Raw genomic sequence first — 21867 nt, forward strand, 5'->3', positions numbered from 1 at the left:
AAACCCCGCAAACCCCGCAACAGGGCAACAACCAGCGGAAACACCTGCGGGGTTTGACAACACGACAGGACGGCCAAACCCCGCAAACCCCGCAGTTGCGGGGTTTCAAACCCCGCAGACCCACACCAAACCCCGCAACTGTTCATGCAGGTCAACCATGGTTTTGCGGGGTTTGCGGGGTCAAAACGCCCCTCGCCCCCTCCGGTTACAGCCACAGCCGAGAGGCTGTAACCGGAGGGGGAGCAGAACCCAGCACCACCTCACGACGACCATCCCGGACGCTCACACACGGTGACTGATCAACGTGGTGCCGTCCGGCGGCCAGAACGGGAGAGCGCGATGCCCACCCCTCAACCCACCGAGGAACCGCTATACCTGCCCGCGGAGGTCGCCGCGATGCTGCGCTGCTCAACCTGGTGGGTCAAAGAACAAGCCCGCAGAGAACGCATCCCCTACATCTGGATCGGTGCCTACCGCTTCACCTCCGAGCACGTCACCGAGATCAAAGCGCTGTTCGAGCGCCGCCCGACCGGCGAACCGCCCACCCCGCTGGCCAACCAGCCACAACGTCGCCGCACGAACACGCCCCAGGGACACACCCCCCGGTTGACGGCACGCCCACCCCGCCGACGGCGCCAAACCACCAGCTAACACGACCAACATCAAACCCCGTGCCCGCCGTCTCCACCAACAGACGGCGGGCACTCGCACACCAAGGGGGACGTGACACATGGGCTATGCCGAACACCGCGGCACCTACTACCGAGCGCGGTACAAGATCGCGCCAGGCAAGTACGGCACGGTCCAAGACGCAGCAGGCGAAACCATTCGGTTCCGGACCAAACGCGAAGCCGAAAAAGCCGCCAACAACGAAGAAGCCAAGGTGCGCGACCAGAGACGGCAGGCCGCCACCCCCAGCCAGATGTCCTTTGGAGCGTACGCATCCGACTGGTACGCATCGCAGGACCTCGCCGCTTCCACGATGCAGAACTACCGTCGACACATTGAAGAGCACTTGCTACCAACCTTCCAGGACAAGATGCTCGACGAGATTTCGCGCACGGACATCAACGCGTGGGAGAAGGAGGAAAAAGCCGCTGGGTACGCGTTGTCCAGCGTCAAGACGTGGAGGGCGACTCTCCACCTCATCTTGGAAGATGCCTACGACGAGGAGCTGATCGACAGCAATCCCGCGACGAAACGAAGGGGTCGTGGTAAACGCGCTGGCCGATCTCGGCATCGAAGCCCAGAAAAGGTGATCACCGATCCGCTGGGTCTGCTGCTGATCGCCGAACGTGCGGCCATCCTGTCGGGCCGAGATGACGAGTTCGTGGCCATCACCTTGATGGGATACACCGGAATGCGGTGGGGCGAGGTCGTAGGACTCGAAACTGGGTTCGTCCGGCCTGAGTCGATCCGGGTGGAGTGGCAACTGTACGAACTGGACACCGGGGAACTGGTCCGTTGTCCACCAAAGGACGACAGCTACCGGACGATCGACAGCCCCGAGTTTCTCTGGCGGCTCGTCTCGGACCACACCGCACGAATCACCCCAAGCCCGTGTTCATGTCACAGCCTTACGTACGTGTTCCGTGGCCTACAACCGGCGAACAGGGCCGCTCACCGTCCCGGCGCGAAACTGGTCGACGTCGCCCGCCTGGCGGGCGTCTCAGCTGCAACAGTCTCGACCTTTCTCAACCGGCCTGACGTCGTCGCACAGGCCACGCAGGTCCAGGTCAAGGAAGCAATCACCCGGCTTGGCTACGTCCGTAGCGCCCCATCAGGCGAACCTGCTGCCCATTGGCGCCGAAACGGGTTCGCTACATGGCTGTTTCACCCAGCCGCAACAGGCTGGTACCCGAAGAAGGCACCACACGATGCACGTCCGGTTCCCCTGCTCGGGGAGCCATGGCCAGGTGTACCAGTCCGCGGTCGCAACGCCGCTGGTCGAGCCAACACGTGCTGGACCCGGATCGGGCCGGGGCTCACGCCCCACGGTCTGAGGCACACACACAAGACTCGGATGCGTGGCCTCGGCACACCGCCCAAGCTGATGGACGAGCGTATGGGGCACTTGGACGGCACCGTGCAGGCTCGATACGACCACATCACGCACGAGATGCGAATGGCGCTGCTGGCTGGTCTGACGGCCGAGTGGGAAGCAGCGCTGGATGCTCGCAGGGCGATGTGCCCATCCTCTCCAGTAACCGCGCTCGACGAGCTGCTGCGATCGCTGTAATCCGCCTTGGCGAGGGCTTCCTGTAGAAATGCGCCGTACCCGCCGGTGCGGCCGGTGGCACACGTGGTCGAGTGGGCGCGCACAGCCGCAGCGGACGGCTGTTTCGAAAAGTTGGTGGCCTTGGGATACGGACATCCGCCGCTCTCCCTTTCTCTCCTCGGGTTCTTCCCGAACGGGGGCAGGCGGGCCGAGCTGTGACCTTCTTTGGTTACTATGTGCGGCAGACTCATCTCGCAGCCATATCCCTGGCACTGGAGCACATGTGGATCAAGAACAACCACTCGCAACTGAGGACGCGTCGACCTCACCCGCAAAATCTTCGAGAAAGACAAGATTATCACGGATCGTATTGAATTCAACAATCTCCGTCGCTGCTGTCATTGCGACGCTTTTCGCTGGTTCTTTTGGTCCGTTCCAGCAGACGAAAAGCAACCACGACGTGCAGGCGAAACAAATCTCAGAGGACAAAGCGAAGGAAGTTCGTGATCGGCGGGCAGCTGCATACCCGAAGCTTCTCGCCACGGTAAACAAGGTCGACGAAGCACTTTCGGAAGTGACGGCCCAGGGATGCACAGCTGAGGCACAACCTGGAGCGGAAACGCGGAGGCATCCCGCCGACCGCGAACAAGCTTGCGAACTGCTAGTTGGCAACGCCGTCAAAGCGATGTTTGCCGTGACGGAACCATTGAACGAGGTGTATATCGTCGGCAGCGACCGAGCCGTTGATGCCGCGATTTCGATGGTGAGACAAAGGCCCAACCCATATGCGGATATGAGGTTTTTGAAAATCGCACGCGAGGAAGTATCGGCTTCTCTACGCTAGTTGTGCTATCCCCTGACATTGGTTACGCGATGATCGGGACGTGAGGGCAGATCGTCCGTGTCTCGTACGAGCCAGTGCAGGAATGCCACGATGTGGGCGTTCAGGTTCGAGTCGACCTCGGCGACGGCGGCCTTGGCGCGCTCGTAGAGGGCGGGATCGGCCCGGTAAATAGCGGCCGGAAATTGATGCTGGCTCGGCATTCCATCATTGTCACACGGTGGCTATCCACCCATCCGGGATGCTATTATCGTGGGTGGATAGCCACCTTTTACCAGGGGATTTGATGGCTGAGCAACTTCTGCTTGACGGGTTCACCGCGTCGGACAATGCCATTGATCCAGTCGGGATCTCACCAGTCACCACGCCTCACGCGCGCGGTGTTCGAGGCCCACGGCTGCGAACGAAAGTGATCACACTCCGGCAGGCTGCCCAGTTCATCGCCACCCACCACCGTCACCACCGGCCGCCAGCAGGACACAAGTTCTCCATCGGCGTGTGCGACGCCGAGACCGGGCGGCTCGTCGGAGTCGCCGTGGTTGGGCGACCAGTGGCCCGCCTGTACGACGATGGCGACACCCTGGAAGTCACGCGGTCCTGCACGGGATGGCACCCGCAACGCGAACTCCGCGCTCTACGGCGCGGCCTGGCGGGTGTGCCGCGCGATGGGCGCCCACCGCATGATCACCTACACGCAAGACGGCGAGTCCGGCGCCAGTCTCCGAGCTGCTGGCCTGCACCTGGTCGGTCACCGCGCTCCACACGCCGGATGGGACCGGCCCAGCCGGAAGCGCACCGACGCTCACCCCACGCACATCGGCCGCACGTTGTGGCTGATCGGCACACCGTTCGGCGACCAGCCACAGGACCGGCCCGATGTCCATGGTCAGCAGGAGGCCCGCAAAGCACGGCACTGCCGCGTCTGCTCTCGCCCGATAGACCAACGCGTCACCGGCCGGCCACGGACTACCTGTTCGGATGCCTGCCGCGCTCGCGCAACTCGACAACGGCGCCGCCGTTCGGCCACCTGAACCAGGTGTCACGAAACCCCGGCCACGCGTCACAAAACTGTCGCAGCTCCCCGGCACACTGAGCCGCCCGGTTCGCTCTGACCGGATTCCTCACCAGGGAGTTGTTCTTGGCTCACCACAATGCGCCGTTGACGCCGGAAGGTCGACGCCGGCTCTGCGTCCGTATCGATGCTGGCCGCCCAATCGCGCATGTCGCTGCCGAAGCGCACGTCTCCCGGCGGTGTCTTGCGAAGTGGTACGCCCGCTGGCAGGCCGAGGGCGACGCCGGACTGCTCGATCGCCCGTCCCGGCCGGCCAACTCGCCGGCGGCGACATCGGAAGAGATAGCCGACCTGATCGAGGCAGTACGTCGGCAGACCAAGCACGGTCCGGTCCGCATCGCCGACGTCCTCTGCCGCGTGCACGGCATCACGGTGGCGACTTCCACGGTGCACCGGGTCCTGGTCCGGCGTGGCCTGTCCCGGCTGAGGGACCTGGATCCGCCCACCGGCGAGCAGATGCGCAAGGTCATCCGATACGAGCGCGACGCCGCCGGGGACCTGGTGCACGTCGACGTCAAGAAGCTCGGCCGCATCCCCAACGGCGGCGGGTGGCGCATGCATGGCCGCGACAGTGACGCAGCCCGTGCCTCGAAACGCGCAGGGCAAGGCACTGGCCGGGTCGGCTACCTGTACCTGCACACGGCCCTGGATGACTACTCCCGGCTGGCCTACACCGAAGCCCAGGACAACGAACGTGGCACCACCGCCGCCAGCTTCTGGCTGCGCTCAGTCGCATTCTTCGCCGAACACGGCGTCCATCCGATCCGCCGCGCGCTCACCGACAACGGCTCGTGCTACCGCTCCCGCGCCTGGGCCACAGCACTGGCCGCGACCAACACCACGCACAAGCGGACTAGGCCCTACACACCGCGAACCAACGGGAAAGTGGAGAGGTTCAACGGCACCCTGGCCCGCGAATGGGCCTACGTCCGCGACTACACCAGCGAAACTGAGCGACTGGCCGCGCTGGCGGAGTTCCTGAACTACTACAACCACCAGCGCCCGCATGCCGCACTCGGCAACAAGCCACCCGTCTCCCGCACCGCGGACAGCACGTTCCGAATCACCGTCAACCGGCCACCCGAACCGGTTGATCTCTACCCGGTCCAACTCACGATCAACTTCGTGTAACCAACGTCCTGGGACACCACAGCTAGTAGATTGTCGTGTCTAACTCTGGGGGTATAGGTGGCGGAGTTTGGTGCGTGCGTTGTCGGTGGTGAACTGCCAGTGTCGAGATCGTTGATGCGACGGTCGAGGCATTGCCGCGACAGCACGGACAACTCGATTGCGGCGATGTTGAGCCAGGCCCCGTGTTTTTTTTTTGGGGGGGGGGGATCTCCAGGCGCTGGGCCAGGGCGAAGCCGCGGCGGGTGTGCAGGCCTCATACAGCGAGGCTATTTTCTCCCCAGATTCTCCCGACAATGAAAGAGGCCCTATCTTCCACATGGAAGACAGGGCCTCTGACCTGCGTCGGGGTGGCGGGATTCGAACCCACGACCTCTTCGTCCCGAACGAAGCGCGCTACCAAGCTGCGCCACACCCCGGCTTGTCTTGCTTCGGATACTCTAGCGGACGTCTGCTCGGGTTCCGAAGCGGGTATTGGTTTTCGCTGCTTCTCCGCCGTTTGCCCTGGGTACGAGGGTCAACAGGCTTGCTTCGGGTGGGCAGGCGAAGCGGACTGGGGCGTAGGGGGACGTGCCGAGTCCTGCTGACACGTGCAGCCACATGTGGCTTCCCCAGCGGGAGGCTCCTCGGGCTCGGGAGCGGTCCAGGTCACAGTTGGTGACGATCGCGCCGTAGCCGGGGATGCGGAGTTGTCCGCCGTGGGTGTGTCCGGCGAGGACGAGGTCGTAGCCGTCGTTGGCGAAGGCGTCGAGGACGCGCGGCTCCGGGGAGTGGGTGATGCCCAGGCGGAGCGCTGCTGTCGGGTCTGGGCGGCCTGCGATCTCGTTGTAGCGGTCGCGGCGGAGGTGGGGGTCGTCCACGCCCGCTACCGCGATGTTCCTGCCGTCGGCGCTCACTATCCGGCGGACGTGGGTCAGGTCGTGCCAGCCTTGTTCGATCATGGCGGCGCGGAGGTCTCGCCAGGGCAGGGTGATGCCGTGGATGCGCTTCTTCTTCGCGCTGGGCAACAGGTACCGTGCCGGGTTTTTCGGCTTCGGGGCGAAGTAGTCGTTGCTGCCGAAGATGAAGATGCCCGGCCGCTTCATCAGCGGTCCGAGTGCGCGGACGACGGCGGGCACGGCCTGTTTGTGCGCGAGGTTGTCGCCGGTGTTGACGACCAGGTCGGGTTCGAGCGCGTCGAGGGCGGCGATCCAGCGCTGCTTGGATTTCTGCCCCGGCAGCATGTGGATGTCCGAGATGTGCAGGATCCGCAGTGGCCGGGCACCTTCGCCGAGGACCGGCAGGGTGGCTTGGCGCAGTGTCCAGCGCCGTCGCTCGATCCCAGCCCCGTATGCGACCGCCGCCGCTCCTGCTGCTGTCGTTGCCATCGCGATTCGACCCAACGTGCTCACTCTTCGAGGGTACGGGCGCCGCGTGCCGTGGTGGCAGCCGTATCCGAGTTGCATGCCGACGGTAACGTTTCCACCATGGCTGAGCTGAAGGACAAGTTGAAGTCCGACATGGTTGTCGCGCTGAAGGCCAAGGACACCGCACGCCTGGGCACCTTGCGCATGGTGCTCGCCGCTGTGAGCACCGAAGAGGTGTCCGGCAAGCAGGCGCGCGAGCTGACCGACGAGGACGTCCAGCGCGTGCTCACCCGTGAAGCCAAGAAGCGCAAGGAGGCCGCGGAGGCGTTCGACTCCGCCGGCCGGGCCGACCAGGCCGCGGCTGAGCGTGCCGAGGCCGACGTGATCGCGGAGTACCTGCCTGCTCAGCTGTCCGACGACGATCTCGCTGCTTTGGTCGACCAGGCTGTCTCGGAAGTCAGCGCGCAGGTCGGCGGCGAGCTGTCCCCGAAGCAGATGGGCCTGGTCATGAAGGCCGCCAACGCCAAGGTCGCGGGCCGGGCCGAGGGCGGCCGGGTCGCCACCGCCGTCAAGGCACGCCTCGCCGGCTAGCTCCTGCAGACCGCCGGATCCTCGGTGGTGCGGACAACAGAAAGCCCACAGGCTCGGGAGCCTGTGGGCTTTCTGGTTCACGTCTTGCGCTAGCCGCCGCCGGGGTCGCCGCCCGGACCGCCGGGCCCTTGGCCGCCGCCTCCGCTTGGTGGGGCGCCGGTGGGGGTGCCGCCGGGGGTCGCCGGGGTGGACGGGATCTCGTGCTGCTGTGGCGGCACTCCTGTGGACACGTACAGCGTGATCGTGCCGCCGGGCAGCTTGGTGCCGCGTGGCGTCTGGTTCACGACTGTGCCCTTGCGCCTGCTGTCGTCGCGTTGGACGACACTCACCTGGTAGCCCGCGCCTTGCAGGATGTTCGTCGCTTCCTCTTGGGTTTTGCCGACCACGTCCGGCACCTTCGTCTCCGGGCCGCCGTCGACGTACCTCGGGTCCGTCGGGGGCAGGGGGATCTCGGGTTCGCTGGCCAGCAACGGTTTCATCGCCGCGAACCAGGTACGGGCCGGGATCGTCCCGCCGAAGATGTTGCCGTGGTCGGACAGCCGCGGCGGGTTGCTGCTGACGTTGATCGGGCGCGGGCGGTTGCCGTCGGCGAAGGTCAGCGCGGCCGCCGCGTACTGCGGCACCGCACCGACGAAGCCCGCCGACTTGTAGTCCTGCGTCGTGCCGGTCTTGCCCATCATCGGCCGGGTCCAGCCGTTGGCCCTCGCCGCGGCGCTCGCCGTGCCACCGGGCAGGTCGTCCTTGCTCAGGCCGGTCACGAGGGTGTTGGCCAGCGGCTCGGCCACCGCCTGCTCGCAGGGCTGCTCCTTGCCCTTCACGTCGACCGGGTTGCCGTTGCGGTCGATGATCTCCACGATCGGCGACGGCGGGCACCACACGCCGCCGCTCATCAGCGTCGCGGCCACGTTCGCCAGCTCCAGCGGGCTCATCGGGCTCGGGCCGAGCGTCAGCGACGCGTTGCCGGGGTAGCCCGGCTTGCTGCGGAAGTGCTGCGCCTGGGTCTCCTCACCGGGCTTGGCGGGCTTGCCGCTCATGTTGGACGCCATCGTCTCGCGCATGCCGAGGCGGACCAGCATGTCCACCACCGGGTCGGTGCTGCCGAGCATCTCCTCCAGCTTCACGAACCCGGTGTTCGGCGACGTCGCGAGGCCCTGCTGCAGCGTCATCCGCTCGGGGTAGTTGTCCCCGGCGTTGCCGAGGCAGTACCAGCGCGTGTTGCCGTCGTTGGGCTTCTCGGTCCGCGGGCAGCTCTTCTCGCTGCCGCCGGTGAACAGCCGCGACGTGTAGTTGCCGGGCGTGTCGATGATCGAGTTGATGCCCATGCCCTTTTCCAGGGCGGCCGCCGCGGTGAAGATCTTGTAGATCGAGCCGGTGCCGAACTTGTTCTCGATCCCGTACGGCTGCGGGAACTGCGTCTGCCCCTTCGACGCGTCCGGCCCGTAGTCCCGGTTGGACACCAGGGCGACGACCTGGTGTTTCTCCTTGCCGGGCTTGACGATCGCCATCACGTTGGCGATGCCGTCGACCGTCTTGGGGACCTGGGCCATCGCGGCCTGCTTGGCCAGCGACGTCGCGTTCAGGTCGAGGCTGGTCTTGATCGTGTAGCCGCCGATGGACAGCTGCTCCTGGGTGAAACCGAGCTTCTCCAGGTACTCGACCACGTACTGGCAGAAGAACCCGGCCTCAGGGCCCGCGCCGTTGCAGTTCTTCGCGGGCTTGAGGGGCTCGGCCACCACGCCGAGCGGGGTCTGCTTCGCCGCCTCGCCGTCCGCCCTGCTCAGCCTGCCGGTCTCGATCATCGTGTCGATCACGACGTTGCGGCGGTTGAGCGCCTGCGGGCCGCGCTGCCACGGGTTGAACAACGTCGGGTTCTGCACCATCCCGGCGAGCATCGCGGCCTGCGGCAGGGTCAGCTTGTCCGCCGTGGTGCCGAAGTACGTCTGCGCCGCCGCGCCGATGCCGTAGATCGAGTTGGAAAATTCCACGACGTTCAGGTAACCGGTGATGATGTCTTCCTTGGACATCTTCTGCTCGAGCTGCAGCGCGATCCGCGCCTCGCGCAGCTTTCGCGCGATTGTCGGCTCCTGCGCCTTGGCCTGCTCGCTCTTGTTGTTCCGGTAGACGACGTTGATCAAATAGTTCTTCACGTATTGCTGGGTGAGCGTCGAACCACCCTGCTGGTTGCCACCGCTCGTGCTCAACGCGGCACGGAATGTGCCTTTCCAGTCCACGCCGTGGTGTTCGTAGAACCGCCGGTCCTCGATCGACATCAACGCCTCGCGCATGACCGGCGCGATCTGGGCGGCCGATACCGGGATGCGGAACTGGTCGTACAGCGTGGCGATCTGCCTGCCGTCGGCCGCGGTCATCTTGCTGATCAAGGCCGGTGGCACCTCGACCATTTCCGCCTGCGCGCTGTCGATGGTGTCGCTGGCCCGGTTGGAGGCCACGCCGAGCGCCCCGACCACGGGAAACAGCATCCCCGCCAGCAGTACCCCGGCCAGCAGGCAGAGGCTGAGCATCTTGAACACACCGTTCGTGAAGCGCACGAAGGTCAGGGTACCCATTAGCCCGTTCGAGCCGCTGGCTACGCTACGTCAATCGCATTGACTTCTGAGCGCCCGTGTGCGAGATAGTCAACGAAAGTGGGGTGGAACCGGGGGCGTTCGAACGTCGTCAATCTTGTCACGACAGGCAGCTGGAGCCGGGGGGCTTCGGGCAATGGACACGACGGTAGGAGCTGGGGGAGATGTATCAGCAACCCAACAAACCACAGGACTGGCGCGTCAACGCGGCATGTCGTGGTGATGATCCGGATGAGCTCTTCGTGCGCGGCGCGGAGCAGCGCAAAGCGAAACTGGTGTGCGTGGCGTGCCCGGTGCGAACCGAATGCCTCGCCGAAGCGCTCGACAACCGGATCGAGTTCGGTGTCTGGGGTGGGATGACCGAGCGGGAACGGCGTGCACTGCTGCGCCGCAGGCCCGACGTGAATTCGTGGCGTGAGCTGCTGGACAACGCACGCCGCGAGCACGCACCCGAGGAAGACGCCCGAGTCGGCTGACCGCTCAGCCCGCGCTGAGCTGTTCGCCGATCTGTCGCAGGCCCGCCAAGTCATGCACGTCCGATGGCATGGCGGGCACGCGGGTCACCGGCACGCCCTGGTGCGCCTTGGTGAACCGGGCGACCAGGCGGCGCTCCCGGCCGGCGATCGAGACGCGGTCGGCGTGCAGCCGCAGCACCGCCGCGGCCAGCGGTGAGTCGCCGCTGCGCTCGAGCGTCTCCGCGGCGGCGAGGGCTTTCGCGCCGGGCAGGTCGGCCAGTACCGGGTGTGTCCGGTTGACCACAAGGCCCGCCAGCGGCATCGACTCACCGGCCAGCCGCTCCACGAAGTAGCTGGCCTCACGCAGCGCGTCCGGCTCGGGAGCCGCGACCACGAGGAACGCCGTCCCGCCGGACCTGAGCAGCTCGTACGTGCGCGTCGCGCGCTCACGGAAGCCACCGAACATGCTGTCGAACGCCTGCACGAACGCGGACGCGTCGGCCAGCAGTTGCCCGCCGACGATCGTCGACACGGCCTTGGCGAACAGCGAGAACCCGGCGCCGACGATCTTGCGCAGACCCCAGCCGCCCGCTTTGGCCGGACCGGCCAGCAGCTTGATCATCCGGCCGTCCAGCGCGGTCGACAGCCGCTGCGGCGCGTCCAGGAAGTCCAGGGCGGACCGGCTCGGCGGGGTGTCGACGATGATCAGATCCCACTCGCCGTCCGCCGCCAGCTGGCCGAGCTTCTCCATCGCCATGTACTCCTGCGTGCCGGAGAACGAGCTGGAGATGGTCCGGTAGAACGGGTTGGTCAGGACTTCCTTCGCCTTCTGCGGCCCGGCGTGCGAGTGCACCATGTCGTCGAACGTGCGACGCATGTCCAGCATCATCGCCGAGAGCTCACCGGCGGGCTCGAAACCGTCGACCTCCACCTTGCGCGGCTGGTTGCCCAGCTCGGGCAGGCCGAGCGCCTGCGCGAGCCTGCGCGCCGGGTCGATCGTCAGCACGACGGTCCGGCGGCCGCGTTCGGCGGCGCGGACCGCCAGCGCTGCCGCCGTGGTGGTCTTGCCGACGCCACCCGAGCCGCAGCACACGATCACCCTGGTCGACGGGTCGTCGATCAGCTCGTCGGTCTTCAGGGCCGGTGTCACCTGACCCCCTGTTCGACCATGATCTCCGCCAGTTCGTACAACGCGGCCACATCGATCCCGTCGGTCAGGTCCGGCAGCTCCAGTGCCGGCAGGTCGCTCTCGGCCAGCTGCTCGCGCGCGGCGCTCTCGGTCTGCACGCGGATCGCGTGCTCGACCGTCTCGGCCACCAGGCCGTCGACGACGTCCTCGGCCAGATCGAGCCCGGCCGCGACCAGACCTGTCCGGACGCGTGACGCGTCGACCCGCCCGTCCGCGGCGGGCGTGACCGACCTGGCGGGCAGCCGCGGCGGGCGAACCCGGTTCACGATCGCGGCACCCGGCCGCAGATCGGCGCCGTCCAGCTCGGCGACGGCATCGAGCGTCTCCCGGACGGGCATCTCCTCCAGCAGCGTGACCAGGTGCACCGCGGTGTCGTCGGAGTGCAGCAACCGGACCACGCCCTCGCTCTGGCCCTTGATCGGGCCGACCTTCGCCAGGTCGGCCATGGCCCTGGTGACGTCGAGGAACTTCACGATCCGGCCGGTCGGCGGCGCGTCGAGGACGACCGCGTCGTACACGTGCCGCCCGTTGTCGCCGGTGCGCCCGACCGTCTCCTTGATCTTGCCGGTCAGCAGCACGTCCCGGAGGCCCGGCGCGAGGGTCGTGGCGAAGTCGATCGCGCCCATCCGGCGCAGCGTCCGGCCGGCGAGGCCGAGGTTGTAGAACATCGACAGGTAGTCCAGCAGCGCCGCCTCGGCGTCCACGTGCAGCGCGCGGACCTCGCCGCCGCCCGGCGCGGACGCGATGCGCTGCTCCTCGTAGGGCAGCGGCTGCGTGTCGAAGAGCTGGGCGATGCCCTGGCGGCCCTCGACCTCGGCGAGCAGAACTCGTTTGCCACCGGTCGCCAGCGCGATCGCGAGCGCGGCGGCCACGGTGGTCTTTCCCGTCCCGCCCTTGCCTGTCACCACGTGCAGCCTGGCTCTGGCCACGTGATCGGTCCAACCAACGACAGGGGTGGTCACCGGTCCAGCGTAAATGTCGGATCAACCGCGTGCGCCCGCCACGTGTCAGCTCGTGAGCAAGAGCACTGTGTTGACCACTCCGACGGCGGCGACGATGCCCCAGACAACCGCACCGGGCAACACGGTCAGTGACAACACGCAGAGCAACGTGACAACTGTGAACGAGATGGCTCCGGCGAGGGCGACGGTCGAGTTCGTCGCGCCCTTGCGATCACGTGTCTGTGCCATCGCGAGCAGCACGAGTATCAATCCGCCGAAGCCGATCAGCACGCCCGCGATGACTCGCCACGTCTCCATTTCTCGACGCTACCCGGCCGTCGGAGACGATCACGAAGCGACACGGGATAGTCTCCGGCTCATGACGAAGTGGGAGTACGCGACCGTTCCGCTGCTGACGCACGCCACGAAACAGATCCTCGACCAGTGGGGTGAGGACGGCTGGGAACTCGTCTCCGTGCAGCCGGGCCCGACCGGTGAGCAGCTCGTCGCCTTCCTGAAGCGGCCCAAGTCATGACGACGTGGTCGGCGAAGCTCGCCGAGCTGGGCATCCAGTTGCCCACCGTCGCCGCGCCGTTGGCCGCATACGTGCCCGCGACGCAGTCGGGCGCGCACGTCTACGTCTCCGGCCAGCTGCCCTTCATCGAGGGCGCTCTCGCCGCGACCGGCAAGGTCGGCGCCGAGATCAGCCCGGAGGAGGGCAAGGCGCACGCTCGGACGTGCGCGTTGAACGCACTCGCCGCCGTGCACAGCCTCGTCGGGATCGACGCCGTGGTCCGCGTGGTCAAGGTCGGCGGTTTCGTCGCCGCCGCGGAGGGGTTCACCGCGATCCCCGCCGTGATCAACGGCGCCTCGGAGCTGTTCGGCGAGGTGTTCGGGGACGCGGGCAGGCACGCCAGGGCCGCCGTCGGGGTTGCCGAGCTGCCGCTCGGCGCGCCCGTCGAGGTCGAGGTGATCTTCGAGGTGGGCTGAGCCCCGCCAGCTGAGAGGGAGAGCGCATGGACAGCTACGCCGAGTCGGACTGCCACGAGCTGTTGCTGCGGCTCGCCGGCCGACTGCCCGACCGCCAGCTCTGGCGGTTCCGCGACTGGCTCGCCGCGGGAGCCGTGACCGCACTCGCGCGCACGTTGCCGCTCACTCTTCTGCGGGAGCGTGTCGGACTCACAGCCGAGGAATCACGCCTGCTCACGAACGCGCTGCGGCCCGCGGGAGCCGATCCGGAGCGGTTGAATGCGCTGCCATGGGTAGACGAAATCGCTGAGGTCGACTACACATTCACGTCGGAGTCGCCCGAATGGGTGAGCATGGGTGACTCCGCGGGCGTAGTCCTCGGGGCGATTGTCCGCGACCGCACTGACATCGGTGAGGTCCGCGGCACATGGCGGCTGCCACGAACGGGTGGTGGTGCGGCGAATCGCGTCGTCCTGGTGACCGCGACCACGCAGCCCGCTCGGCTCGCAGGCGAGCTACAGCGGGTACTGCGGGCGCTCGGGGAGCACGAGCCGAGCGTCGAGGTGATCCCGAGGGGCATCCTGCTGCCTCGGTACCACCAGGCGGCACTGGCTGCGTCGGTGCCGTTGGCCATGGGGGCGGCAGAAGGGGGCCATCTGGTCCCGAGCTGACGTCCCCGCTCGACAGCCGGAATGGAGTGAAGTCGTGACCCAGGTCGCCGACCGCGTTGCGCTCCCGATCCGTGTCCATGATCTCTTGCTGGGCCTCGCGGGCCGGTTGGACGACGACGCCCTGACCGACGCCCGCGAGCTGCTGGCATCGGCGGAACTGGACCGTTCGCTGGAACTGATCGGCGGCTGCCTGGTGGCGGGGCGGATCCCGTTGTCGCCCGTCGAGCGCAGGGACTTGGACGCGATGTTCGCCGAGGCGAACTGCGACACGACCCTGATCCAGCAGCTGAAGGTCGATGACGGCAGGGCGCGCCCGCCGGTGCACAGGTTCCACCCGGGGCTCGTGGACTCGCAGATAGGCGGGGCCGAGGCGGGTGTGAGCGAAGCCGTGCACCGCGTGCTGGAAGTGCTCCCGGACGTGCGCGCGCTGTGGTGCGTCTGGCGGACGACGCCGGCGGGCGCGGTAGCCGGGCCGGTGCCGCACCGGATCGTCCTCGTCGAGATCGGACCAAGGGGCTTCCCGCCCGCGACGGCGTACCGGATCGAGCACGCACTGCGCCGTGCCGGGATCCGCGCGGCGGTCGAGGTGCTGCGGGACAACTCGCCGTTGACGGAGTACCACCGGCAAGGCATGCAGCAGGCCCGCCGCGTGTCGTTCGACGGGGCCCCCGACGAGCAGCCCGTGGCAGCCGAACCGCCCCGGCGGACATGGGGCCAGCAGCGCGAGACGTGGAAGGAAGAAGCGGCGCCGGTCAAGCCGACCGCCACGGACGAGCCGCAGCCCAGCACCAGCAGCTGGATCCCGGAGATGGAACCGTCGGCGGCACCGGCGGGAAAAGCCCCGGAACCGTCGCCGAAAGAGACGACCACCGTGCTCGACCCGGTGACGGACCCAGCCATCGACCCGGTCGTCGACGTGCCGGCGGAGCCGACACCAAGACCGGAGCGGCCCAACTTCGACCAGCCGGGCCTGCGCCAGGTGACGCCGCCGATCGACGAGCCTGAACCGGTCACCCTGCCGAAGAAGCCGACGCCGACCCCGTCACCGGTGTCGGCGAAGGACACCTTCGAGGACAGCGACCTCAACGACCAGGAACGCGACCTGCTGCGCCAGCTGCAGGAAGAACTGGCCAAGCGCGAGCAAGCCGAAGCAGCGTCGAGCAACAAGAAGCTGAGCTGGCAGACCGACAAGTCCGGCAGGCACGCGGACGCGGAAGCCAAGTGGTCGAGCCCGTCGACGCCGCGGGTCATCAACGGCGTCCCGCCCACGGCAGGCGGCACAGTGGAGCCACCGCGCTTCCCACCCACCGCCTGACAGCCTCAACCGAACTCCCCGCAGGCCACGCAGCCCGCGGGGAGTTTGCTGTCACCAGGGCACGGTGTCTCGTCCACACCGCTGCGCAAGCACCATCCAGGCGTTCCCGAGCCGATGATCCCGCCGGCAAATCCGCCTGTCCACAACCGACCAGTAATCCCCTTGACCAGCCCCAACCCCGATAGACTGGAGCAGGGACGCCCCCCGGGTTGGGTGGGGACTGTTCTGGGGCTTTGGCGTGAACACGGCGATCTTTGTTGTTGCCGGATTGCCTTGACGACCTCTGCTGGTTACCCAGCTCGGCGGCGATCGGTCGCGGTGACATCCCGGCCGCGAGTCGGGATCAGAATGCGCTCTTCCTGGCCCAGGAAGTCGTTGGCCTAGCTCTTGTCGGTTGCCTTGGTGATGGCGTCGATGACGCGTTGCAGGTGGAGGCCTCGCTGGGCGTCGCACGGGTGGGTCGTCGTGCTGCTGTGGACCATGGCGACGAAGTCGTCGAGGAGGATCGTGAAGGCTTGGTCTGATGGGGTTTCGCGGCCGGGGAGGGTGCGGTAGCCGTTGTCGCCGTACGCGCTGAAGTCGACGACGGTCGGGCGCAGGGGCATCTTCAGCGAGATGGTGATCGTGCTCGTCGCGCCGGTTTCGTGGGCCAGGATGAAGTGCCACAGGTCGCGCTCGCCCCGGGTGGCGCCGACGACGTCGGTCACCTTGCCGAGGGCGGCGTCCATCAGGTCGATCACGTGCGGCCCGATGTCCATCAGCGCGCCGCTTTCGTGGCGCCAGGCGGAGTCGGCGTAGTCGGGGGAGAGCAGCGCGCCTGACAGCCACTGCGCGTTGCCGCCTACCCAGCCACCTGTTTCGTGCAGGTCGGCCAGCCAGTCCCTGGTTTCCTGGGCGAACCGGCGGACCAGCGACACCAGTGAGACGACTCCCGCGTCGGCGATCGCGCCTGCCAGGCGTTCGGCTTCGTCGACGGTCGCGGCCACTGGTTTCTCCAGGATCACGTGCTTGCCCGCCTTGACCGCTTCGAGGGCCAGTTCGGCCTGCACCGCGGGCGGGACCGCGAAGGCGACGGCGTCGACCTGGTCGAACAGGTCGGCGGGCGACGCGGCCGCCTCGATGCAGTAGGTGTTGGCGATCGCGTCGGCTGCTTCACGTCGGCGCGCCCAGACCGAGGTCAGGTGCACCCCGGGGTGGTTCGCCAGGCCTGGCGCGTGCGCGCGCTCCGCCCACTGTCCGGCACCGATCAGGCCAACCCGCACTTGTTCGTCCACGTGCCCAGTATCGACCGGTGATCTGGGTCACGGGACTTGAGGCCGGTCCCGGTCGTAGGCTCGCAAGCGTGCGTGAACTGCCGAAGGAGATGGTTCTGCCGGAATCGATGGTTCCGGACACGTTTCCTGACCCGCCGGTGACGCCGAAAGACGCGGCGACAGTGGTGTTGTTGCGCGACACCGCGGCAGGCATCGAGGCATTCCTGCTGCGCCGCGTGCTGGGGATGGCATTCGCTGGCGGCATGAGCGTTTTTCCTGGTGGCGGCGTCGACAAACGCGACGCGGACGCGGACATCGCGTGGACCGGGCCGAAACCGGAGTGGTGGGCGGAGAAGTTCGCCTGCACTGTGCCGTTGGCGAGGGCGCTTGTGTGCGCGGCAGTGCGGGAGACGTTCGAAGAATCCGGCGTGCTGCTGGCCGGGCCGGACGAGGACAGCGTCGTTTCCGACACGGCGCCGTACGCGCCCGCGCGGAAATCCCTGGTGGATCGCGAGTTCTCGTTCGCGCAGTTCCTGGCGGACGCACGGCTCGTGTTGCGCGCGGACCTGCTGCGGCCGTGGGCGAACTGGGTCACGCCCGCTGAAGAGCCGCGGCGCTACGACACCAAGTTCTTCATCGCCGCGCTCCCGGAAGGCCAGCGCGCGGACGGGTCGACCTCCGAGGCCGACCACGCCGAGTGGCGCCGCCCCGCGCAGGCGATCGACATGTGGAAGGCGGGCGAGCGCGCGTTGCTGCCGCCGACCTGGATGACGCTCACCGAGCTCGGCGAAGAGCGGACGGTGGCCGCCGCGATGGCGGCCGACCGGACGATCAGCAAGATCATCCCCAAGGTGATCAGGGAAGGCCGCGTCCTGCGGCCGGTCCTGCCCGGCGACCCGGCGTACGACCGAGCCGTCGGCCACCTGGACGCACGACCAGACGACACGCTGGGCTGAGAAGCGAGGGAGGACCCGTGAGCGTGGTGCATCCGGCGTACGGCGTGCTGCGAGAGGTCACGCCGACCGCATCGGTGATGCTCGAGGAAAACCCCGGCAACATGACGCTCGACGGCACGAACACCTGGATCCTGCGCGGCCCGGGCGCCGAGGACTGCGTCGTGGTCGACCCCGGCTACGAGGACGTCCCGCACCTGACCAGGGTCGCGGACTGCGGACCGGTGTCCCTGATCCTGGTCACCCACCACCACCCCGACCACGTCGAAGGCGCAGCGTGGCTCGCCGAACGCACCGGCGCCCCCATCCGCGCATTCGACCGCACGCTGTGCCGCGACGCCGAAGCGTTGGCGCACGGCGACGTCGTCACCGCGTCCGGGCTGGAGATGACCGTCCTGCACACCCCCGGCCACACCGACGACTCGATCTGCCTGCAGCTCGGTGACGCCGTGCTGACCGGCGACTCGATCCTCGGCCGCGGTACGACCGTGATCTCGTCACTGGGCCACTACCTGGACACGCTCCGGCTGCTCCAGACCATCCCCGGTGTCATCGCGCTGCCCGGCCACGGCGCGGAGCTCCCCGACCTCGCCTCGGTTGCCAGCGAGTACCTAACGCATCGCGAGCAGCGGCTCGACCAGGTCCGCCTCGCGCTGCGCCAGCTCGGCGAGGACGCCACACCCCGCGCGGTCGTGGAAGTCGTGTACGCGGATGTGGACGAGTCCCTGTGGGGACCGGCCGAGTGGTCGGTCCGCGCCCAGCTGGACTACCTGCGCGGCGGCACGGGAACTGGCGGCGGCTGACCGGCGTCGCGCCGCACCGCCATCCCCGAGCGGGCGGCGCGACGTCGGCAGATATTCAGTTTCGGATCCAGTACCCCTCAGGTGGCGGGCGGACGCATTGGCGCGACCATGTATCGCAGGTCCATCACCACCTCGGGGTCCGGTGAGCTGAAGACGGTCGCCCGCATCCCGGGCTGGATGGCCAGGCGGACCCGGCCACCGGAGAACGGCTTCAACGCGTCGATCAGGAATCTGGACTGGAACGACGGTGACGTCCGGCCGTCGGACACGTCCGCCTTGATGTTTTCCTCCGCTTCACCGGCCTGCTGGTCGGCGCTGCGCAGCCGGATCTCGTTGTCCCCGACCTCCAGCTTGAGCACGCCACGACTGTCGGCGTAGAGCGCGACCCGGCGCACGGCGGCGAGCAGCGCATCCGCGTCCAACTCCACATGCGTGTCCACGGCGGACAGCACGAGCTTGCTCTCGCTCAGGAACGAGCCATCCAGCAGCGCCGTGGTGACCACCGAGTTGTCCCACGCCACGCCGACGCGGTTGGCGTCCGAATGCAGCGCCACCTGACCGCGCGCCTGCTTGGCGACCTCGGCCAGCAGCGTCGCCGGGATCAAGGCGTCGAGGTCCGGCGAGACCGGGATCCACGGCAGGGAAGCCACGGCCATGCGGTACCGGTCCGTCGCGGCCAGCACCAACCGATCCCCGTCCGCCCTGACCCGGACGCCGGTGAACAGCGGTAATGCCTCATCACGGGATGCAGTCGCGGCGACCGTGCCCAACGCGGACACGAACTGCCCGCCATCGACCTTGCCCGCCAGCGGCGGCGCGGTCGGTACGCCCGGGTGCAGATCCGCGTCGAGAAGCGGCAACGCGAAGCGCGCGGTGGGCGTTCGCACCGCCAGCCGGGCGCCCTCCACCGCGATACGGACCATGGGAACGTCCAAGGCCCGCAACGTCTCGGCAAGCGGTTTGGCCGGCACAAGCACGCGACCCGGCGTGTGCACGGCGGCTGAACAGGACAGCCGGACGGCGCGTTCCCGGTCGCTGCCCGCGAGGACGACGGAGTCCTCCGACGCGGTCAGCAGCAGCCCGGCGAGCACAGGGTCAAGCGTCCGGCCGGGCAGCAGGCGGACTGCCTCGGCGGCCGCGTTGGCCAGGTCTGTGGTGGTGGCTGTCAGGTCCATGCTCCGCACCGTAGCGCCCCTGTCCGACAGTTTCGGGTTTTCGCAGGTAGGTTGCGGGATATGGATGATCTGACCTCGACCATCAGGGGCAGTTTCGACCCGGGCGCTCCGGACTGGCACTACCTGCCGGTCGACGTGCCGCAAGGCGCGCGGGAGATCGAGGTCCGCTACCGCTACGACCGGCCGGACGTCCCGTTCGGCGTCCGGGGCAACGCGCTGGACATCGGCGTCTTCGGGCCGGGCGAGCGGTTCCGCGGCTGGTCGGGCGGTGCGCGGGACGCGTTCACGATCAACGCGACCGAGGCCACGCCCGGCTACCTGCCCGGCCGGATCGACCCCGGCGAGTGGCAGATCGTCCTCGCCCCGTACACGATCTGCCCGCAGGGCATGGACTTCGAAGTCGACGTGACTGTCCGATTCGGACCCGACGGCCCCGCGTTCCAGCCGAACCCCGCCCCGGCGACAGCACCGGCAGCCGACCGCGGCCGAGCCTGGTACAGAGGCGACGGGCACATGCACACGGTCTACTCGGACGGCCGCCGCACACCCGGGGAACTGGTGGCGGACGCCCGCGCGGCCGGCCTGGATTTCATCGTCTCCACCGAGCACAACACGACGAGCGCACATCTGCAGTGGGGTGACCACGCGACCGAGGACCTGTTGATCCTCAACGGGGAGGAGGTGACCACGCGGGCCGGTCACTGGCCGGCCTGGAACCTCCCGGCGGGCAAGTGGATCGACTGGCGCTACCGCGATCCGCGTGAGCTGGAGAAGTTCGTCGACGAGGTGCACGAGTGCGGCGGGCTGGTCGTCGCCGCGCACCCGTTCGGCCCGTGCATCGGCTGCACATGGGAGTTCGGTTACGAACGCGCGGACCTGGTCGAAGTGTGGAACGGAACCTGGACGCTCGACGACGAGGCCACGGTCATCGCATGGGACGGTCTTTTGCGGGCGGACAGGTGGATCCCGGCCGTCGGCAACAGCGACTCACACATGCACCACGACACGATCGGCTTGCCGCACAACGTCGTTCTCGCCGACGGGTTGACCGGCCCGCAGCTGATGCAAGGATTTGCCAAGGGGCGCAATTGGATCGCCGAGTCGTCGGCCGTGCAGCTGGATTTCACCGCGACAGTCGACGGGCAGACCGCGGGGGTAGGAGAGCGGCTGCCGACCGAGCCGGGCACGCCGATCGCCATCGAGGTCAAGGCAAGCGGCGCACCCGACACGCACATCCGGATCCTGGACCACCACGGTCCCCAGTGGGGCGGTTACGTCCCAGCCGAGGGTGCGACGGTCTCGTGGACCACGCAAAGCCGTTACAGCAAATGGGTTCGCGTCGAGATCCGCCGGGAACAGCCCACCCCCACGACACGCGACACCATGGTCGCGCTGACGAACCCGATCTTCTTCCGCTAGTACCGGCTGGACAGTTCGTCGAGGATGTACGAGCGCAACCCCTCGATGTCGGCGTCCAGGGCGACATCGACGACGCGGCCGTTCGGCGGGTCGACCTTGTTGCGGACATCGGCGATCGTCGCGCCACTGCCCGGCCCGTCGGTGCAGTCGACGTCGAGCATCATCGGCGTGGTCCGCAGGATGCCCGGCCTGATCGCCTCGGCGACCGCGATCGCGTCGTGGACGATCAGGTCGTCCTTGCCGGTGTCCTTCTTGTAGAACGCCCGGTAGCCCGGTGTCATCGCGGTCAGCTCACGGCCGACGTCGTTGGCCGCGGCGAGTTCGGCCAGCCAGTCGTCGCCGACCGCGACCCGCATGGTGATGTCCAGCGGGACGAGTGTGACCGGCACGTCCTCCTCGACCAGGACCCGCCGGGCAGCCTCGGGGTCGACCCAGAAGTTGAACTCGGCGGACGGTGTGATGTTGCCGCCGTTGATACCGCCGCCCATGACCACCAGTCGTTCGATCTTGGGCTTGATCCCCGGGTGCGCGGCGAGCAGGAGCGCGATGTTGGTCAGCGGCCCGATGGGGACGATCGTGACCGGCTCCTCGGCCGCGGTGAGCAGGTCGACCAGTAACGTCACGGCGTCACGCGGGTCGAGATTCGCGGACGACGTGCCGAAGTTGTGCGCATGACCGCCCAGGCCGTCGTTGCCGTGGGCGTCGTCGCCGCGTACCGCCCGGGAGAACGGCCGATGCGCACCTACGGCGACGGGAACGTCCTCACGGCCGCACAACGCCAGAAGGTTCAAGGCGTTGCGGGTCGTGTGCTCGATGCCGATGTTGCCCGCGACCGTGGTCAGCGCGAGCAGGTCGACGTCCGGGTGCCGCGCTGCCAGCGCGATGGCGAAGGCGTCGTCAACGCCCGGGTCCGTGTCGATGATCAACCGCCGCATCGTTCTCC

General features: G+C 67.8%; 23 protein-coding genes, 1 tRNA gene and 1 pseudogene. 15 read left to right on the forward strand and 10 right to left on the reverse strand.

The genetic code is table 11. The features are described 5' to 3' along the window. The first annotated feature begins 339 nt into the window (after positions 1 to 339). The 3 genes from AOZ06_RS01595 to AOZ06_RS55765 all read left to right on the forward strand — a co-directional run bounded on the left by AOZ06_RS01595 (position 340) and on the right by AOZ06_RS55765 (position 3062). Entirely contained in the window at positions 340 to 651 is a 312-nt protein-coding gene (locus tag AOZ06_RS01595; RefSeq protein ID WP_054287770.1) for a DNA-binding protein, read from the forward strand. A 79-nt stretch (positions 652 to 730) separates the two neighbouring features. Continuing rightward, positions 731 to 2239 carry a LacI family DNA-binding transcriptional regulator gene (locus AOZ06_RS01600; RefSeq protein ID WP_054287771.1) on the forward strand — a complete coding sequence of 503 codons (1509 nt, stop codon included), beginning with the start codon at positions 731 to 733 and terminating at the stop codon, positions 2237 to 2239. A gap of 262 nt (positions 2240 to 2501) precedes the next feature. Next, the gene (locus AOZ06_RS55765; RefSeq protein WP_157232754.1) at positions 2502 to 3062 is read left to right on the forward strand and encodes a hypothetical protein; all 561 of its coding nucleotides are present in this window, start codon (positions 2502 to 2504) and stop codon (positions 3060 to 3062) included. 5 nt (positions 3063 to 3067) lie between these two features. Here the strand turns inward: AOZ06_RS55765 and AOZ06_RS01605 are convergent, their stop codons facing one another. After that, positions 3068 to 3262, reverse strand: coding sequence for a hypothetical protein (locus AOZ06_RS01605; protein ID WP_054287772.1), 195 nt, complete (start codon positions 3260 to 3262; stop codon positions 3068 to 3070). Positions 3263 to 3345: 83 nt separating this feature from the next. Between AOZ06_RS01605 and AOZ06_RS61590 the strand changes: the two are divergent. The 3 genes and pseudogenes from AOZ06_RS61590 to AOZ06_RS01610 form a co-directional block, all read left to right on the forward strand. Further along, positions 3346 to 3600: pseudogene (locus AOZ06_RS61590) on the forward strand (XF1762 family protein); the annotation flags it as partial. A 28-nt stretch (positions 3601 to 3628) separates the two neighbouring features. Continuing rightward, a complete protein-coding gene (locus AOZ06_RS61595) occupies positions 3629 to 4090 on the forward strand; it encodes an XF1762 family protein (protein ID WP_335338353.1) in 462 nt (153 codons plus the stop codon). A 107-nt stretch (positions 4091 to 4197) separates the two neighbouring features. Continuing rightward, entirely contained in the window at positions 4198 to 5262 is a 1065-nt protein-coding gene (locus AOZ06_RS01610) for an IS481 family transposase (protein WP_225953105.1), read from the forward strand. Positions 5263 to 5604: 342 nt separating this feature from the next. Here the strand turns inward: AOZ06_RS01610 and AOZ06_RS01615 are convergent. Both AOZ06_RS01615 and AOZ06_RS01620 read right to left on the reverse strand, forming a co-directional pair. Further along, positions 5605 to 5678 (reverse strand) — tRNA-Pro (locus AOZ06_RS01615). A gap of 21 nt (positions 5679 to 5699) precedes the next feature. Further along, positions 5700 to 6641 (reverse strand): metallophosphoesterase, encoded by a 942-nt coding sequence (locus tag AOZ06_RS01620; RefSeq protein WP_083472538.1) that lies wholly within the window; start codon positions 6639 to 6641, stop codon positions 5700 to 5702. Positions 6642 to 6725: 84 nt separating this feature from the next. On the opposite strand from AOZ06_RS01620, the gene AOZ06_RS01625 reads away from it, so the two are divergent. Continuing rightward, complete coding sequence (locus AOZ06_RS01625) at positions 6726 to 7196, forward strand: GatB/YqeY domain-containing protein (RefSeq protein ID WP_054287774.1); 471 nt, start codon at positions 6726 to 6728, stop codon at positions 7194 to 7196. Positions 7197 to 7285: 89 nt separating this feature from the next. Here AOZ06_RS01625 and AOZ06_RS01630 read toward each other — a convergent pair whose 3' ends face one another. Next, positions 7286 to 9745: a transglycosylase domain-containing protein gene (locus tag AOZ06_RS01630; protein WP_054296343.1), complete on the reverse strand. Its 2460-nt coding sequence runs from the start codon at positions 9743 to 9745 to the stop codon at positions 7286 to 7288. 200 nt (positions 9746 to 9945) lie between these two features. Here AOZ06_RS01630 and AOZ06_RS01635 point away from each other — a divergent pair, with 200 nt between their 5' ends. Then, positions 9946 to 10257, forward strand: a complete 312-nt coding sequence (locus tag AOZ06_RS01635; protein ID WP_054287775.1) for a WhiB family transcriptional regulator — start codon at positions 9946 to 9948, stop codon at positions 10255 to 10257. A 4-nt stretch (positions 10258 to 10261) separates the two neighbouring features. Here the strand turns inward: AOZ06_RS01635 and AOZ06_RS01640 are convergent, their stop codons facing one another. From AOZ06_RS01640 to AOZ06_RS01650, 3 genes are read right to left on the reverse strand one after another with little or no spacing between them, the layout of a single operon-like run. Continuing rightward, on the reverse strand, positions 10262 to 11386 hold the full coding sequence (locus AOZ06_RS01640) for an ATPase BagB (protein ID WP_054287776.1): 1125 nt from the start codon (positions 11384 to 11386) through the stop codon (positions 10262 to 10264). Then, positions 11383 to 12387, reverse strand: a complete 1005-nt coding sequence (locus tag AOZ06_RS01645) for an ATPase BagA (RefSeq protein WP_054287777.1) — start codon at positions 12385 to 12387, stop codon at positions 11383 to 11385. The genes AOZ06_RS01640 and AOZ06_RS01645 overlap by 4 nt, the downstream gene beginning before the upstream one ends. A 45-nt stretch (positions 12388 to 12432) precedes the next feature. After that, positions 12433 to 12684: a hypothetical protein gene (locus AOZ06_RS01650; protein ID WP_054287778.1), complete on the reverse strand. Its 252-nt coding sequence runs from the start codon at positions 12682 to 12684 to the stop codon at positions 12433 to 12435. 61 nt (positions 12685 to 12745) lie between these two features. Here AOZ06_RS01650 and AOZ06_RS55770 point away from each other — a divergent pair, with 61 nt between their 5' ends. From AOZ06_RS55770 to AOZ06_RS01665, 4 genes are read left to right on the forward strand one after another with little or no spacing between them, the layout of a single operon-like run. Next, positions 12746 to 12901, forward strand: a complete 156-nt coding sequence (locus AOZ06_RS55770) for a DUF4177 domain-containing protein (protein ID WP_143230942.1) — start codon at positions 12746 to 12748, stop codon at positions 12899 to 12901. Further along, entirely contained in the window at positions 12898 to 13356 is a 459-nt protein-coding gene (locus AOZ06_RS01655; RefSeq protein WP_054287779.1) for a RidA family protein, read from the forward strand. The genes AOZ06_RS55770 and AOZ06_RS01655 overlap by 4 nt, the downstream gene beginning before the upstream one ends. 26 nt (positions 13357 to 13382) lie before the next feature. Next, positions 13383 to 14006 (forward strand): hypothetical protein, encoded by a 624-nt coding sequence (locus AOZ06_RS01660; protein WP_054287780.1) that lies wholly within the window; start codon positions 13383 to 13385, stop codon positions 14004 to 14006. Between the two features lie 34 nt (positions 14007 to 14040). Beyond that, on the forward strand, positions 14041 to 15321 hold the full coding sequence (locus tag AOZ06_RS01665) for a hypothetical protein (RefSeq protein ID WP_054287781.1): 1281 nt from the start codon (positions 14041 to 14043) through the stop codon (positions 15319 to 15321). 380 nt (positions 15322 to 15701) lie between these two features. On the opposite strand, the gene AOZ06_RS01670 is transcribed toward AOZ06_RS01665, so the two are convergent. Next, complete coding sequence (locus AOZ06_RS01670; protein WP_054287782.1) at positions 15702 to 16595, reverse strand: Gfo/Idh/MocA family protein; 894 nt, start codon at positions 16593 to 16595, stop codon at positions 15702 to 15704. 89 nt (positions 16596 to 16684) lie between these two features. Between AOZ06_RS01670 and AOZ06_RS01675 the strand changes: the two genes are divergently transcribed. Together AOZ06_RS01675 and AOZ06_RS01680 are read left to right on the forward strand one after the other, a co-directional pair. After that, a complete protein-coding gene (locus tag AOZ06_RS01675) occupies positions 16685 to 17530 on the forward strand; it encodes an NUDIX hydrolase (protein WP_054296344.1) in 846 nt (281 codons plus the stop codon). A gap of 23 nt (positions 17531 to 17553) precedes the next feature. Beyond that, the gene (locus AOZ06_RS01680) at positions 17554 to 18330 is read left to right on the forward strand and encodes an MBL fold metallo-hydrolase (RefSeq protein ID WP_157233729.1); all 777 of its coding nucleotides are present in this window, start codon (positions 17554 to 17556) and stop codon (positions 18328 to 18330) included. A gap of 77 nt (positions 18331 to 18407) precedes the next feature. Here the strand turns inward: AOZ06_RS01680 and dnaN are convergent, their stop codons facing one another. Beyond that, a complete protein-coding gene (dnaN, locus tag AOZ06_RS01685) occupies positions 18408 to 19505 on the reverse strand; it encodes a DNA polymerase III subunit beta (RefSeq protein WP_054287783.1) in 1098 nt (365 codons plus the stop codon). A 60-nt stretch (positions 19506 to 19565) separates the two neighbouring features. Between dnaN and AOZ06_RS01690 the strand changes: the two genes are divergently transcribed. Next, on the forward strand, positions 19566 to 20924 hold the full coding sequence (locus AOZ06_RS01690; protein ID WP_054287784.1) for a CehA/McbA family metallohydrolase: 1359 nt from the start codon (positions 19566 to 19568) through the stop codon (positions 20922 to 20924). Here AOZ06_RS01690 and AOZ06_RS01695 read toward each other — a convergent pair. After that, a complete protein-coding gene (locus AOZ06_RS01695; RefSeq protein ID WP_054287785.1) occupies positions 20921 to 21859 on the reverse strand; it encodes a nucleoside hydrolase in 939 nt (312 codons plus the stop codon). The two genes, AOZ06_RS01690 and AOZ06_RS01695, sit on opposite strands and share 4 nt — an antisense overlap. Positions 21860 to 21867 lie beyond the last annotated feature (8 nt).

The organism is Kibdelosporangium phytohabitans (assembly GCF_001302585.1).
GTDB classification, from domain to species: domain Bacteria; phylum Actinomycetota; class Actinomycetes; order Mycobacteriales; family Pseudonocardiaceae; genus Kibdelosporangium; species Kibdelosporangium phytohabitans.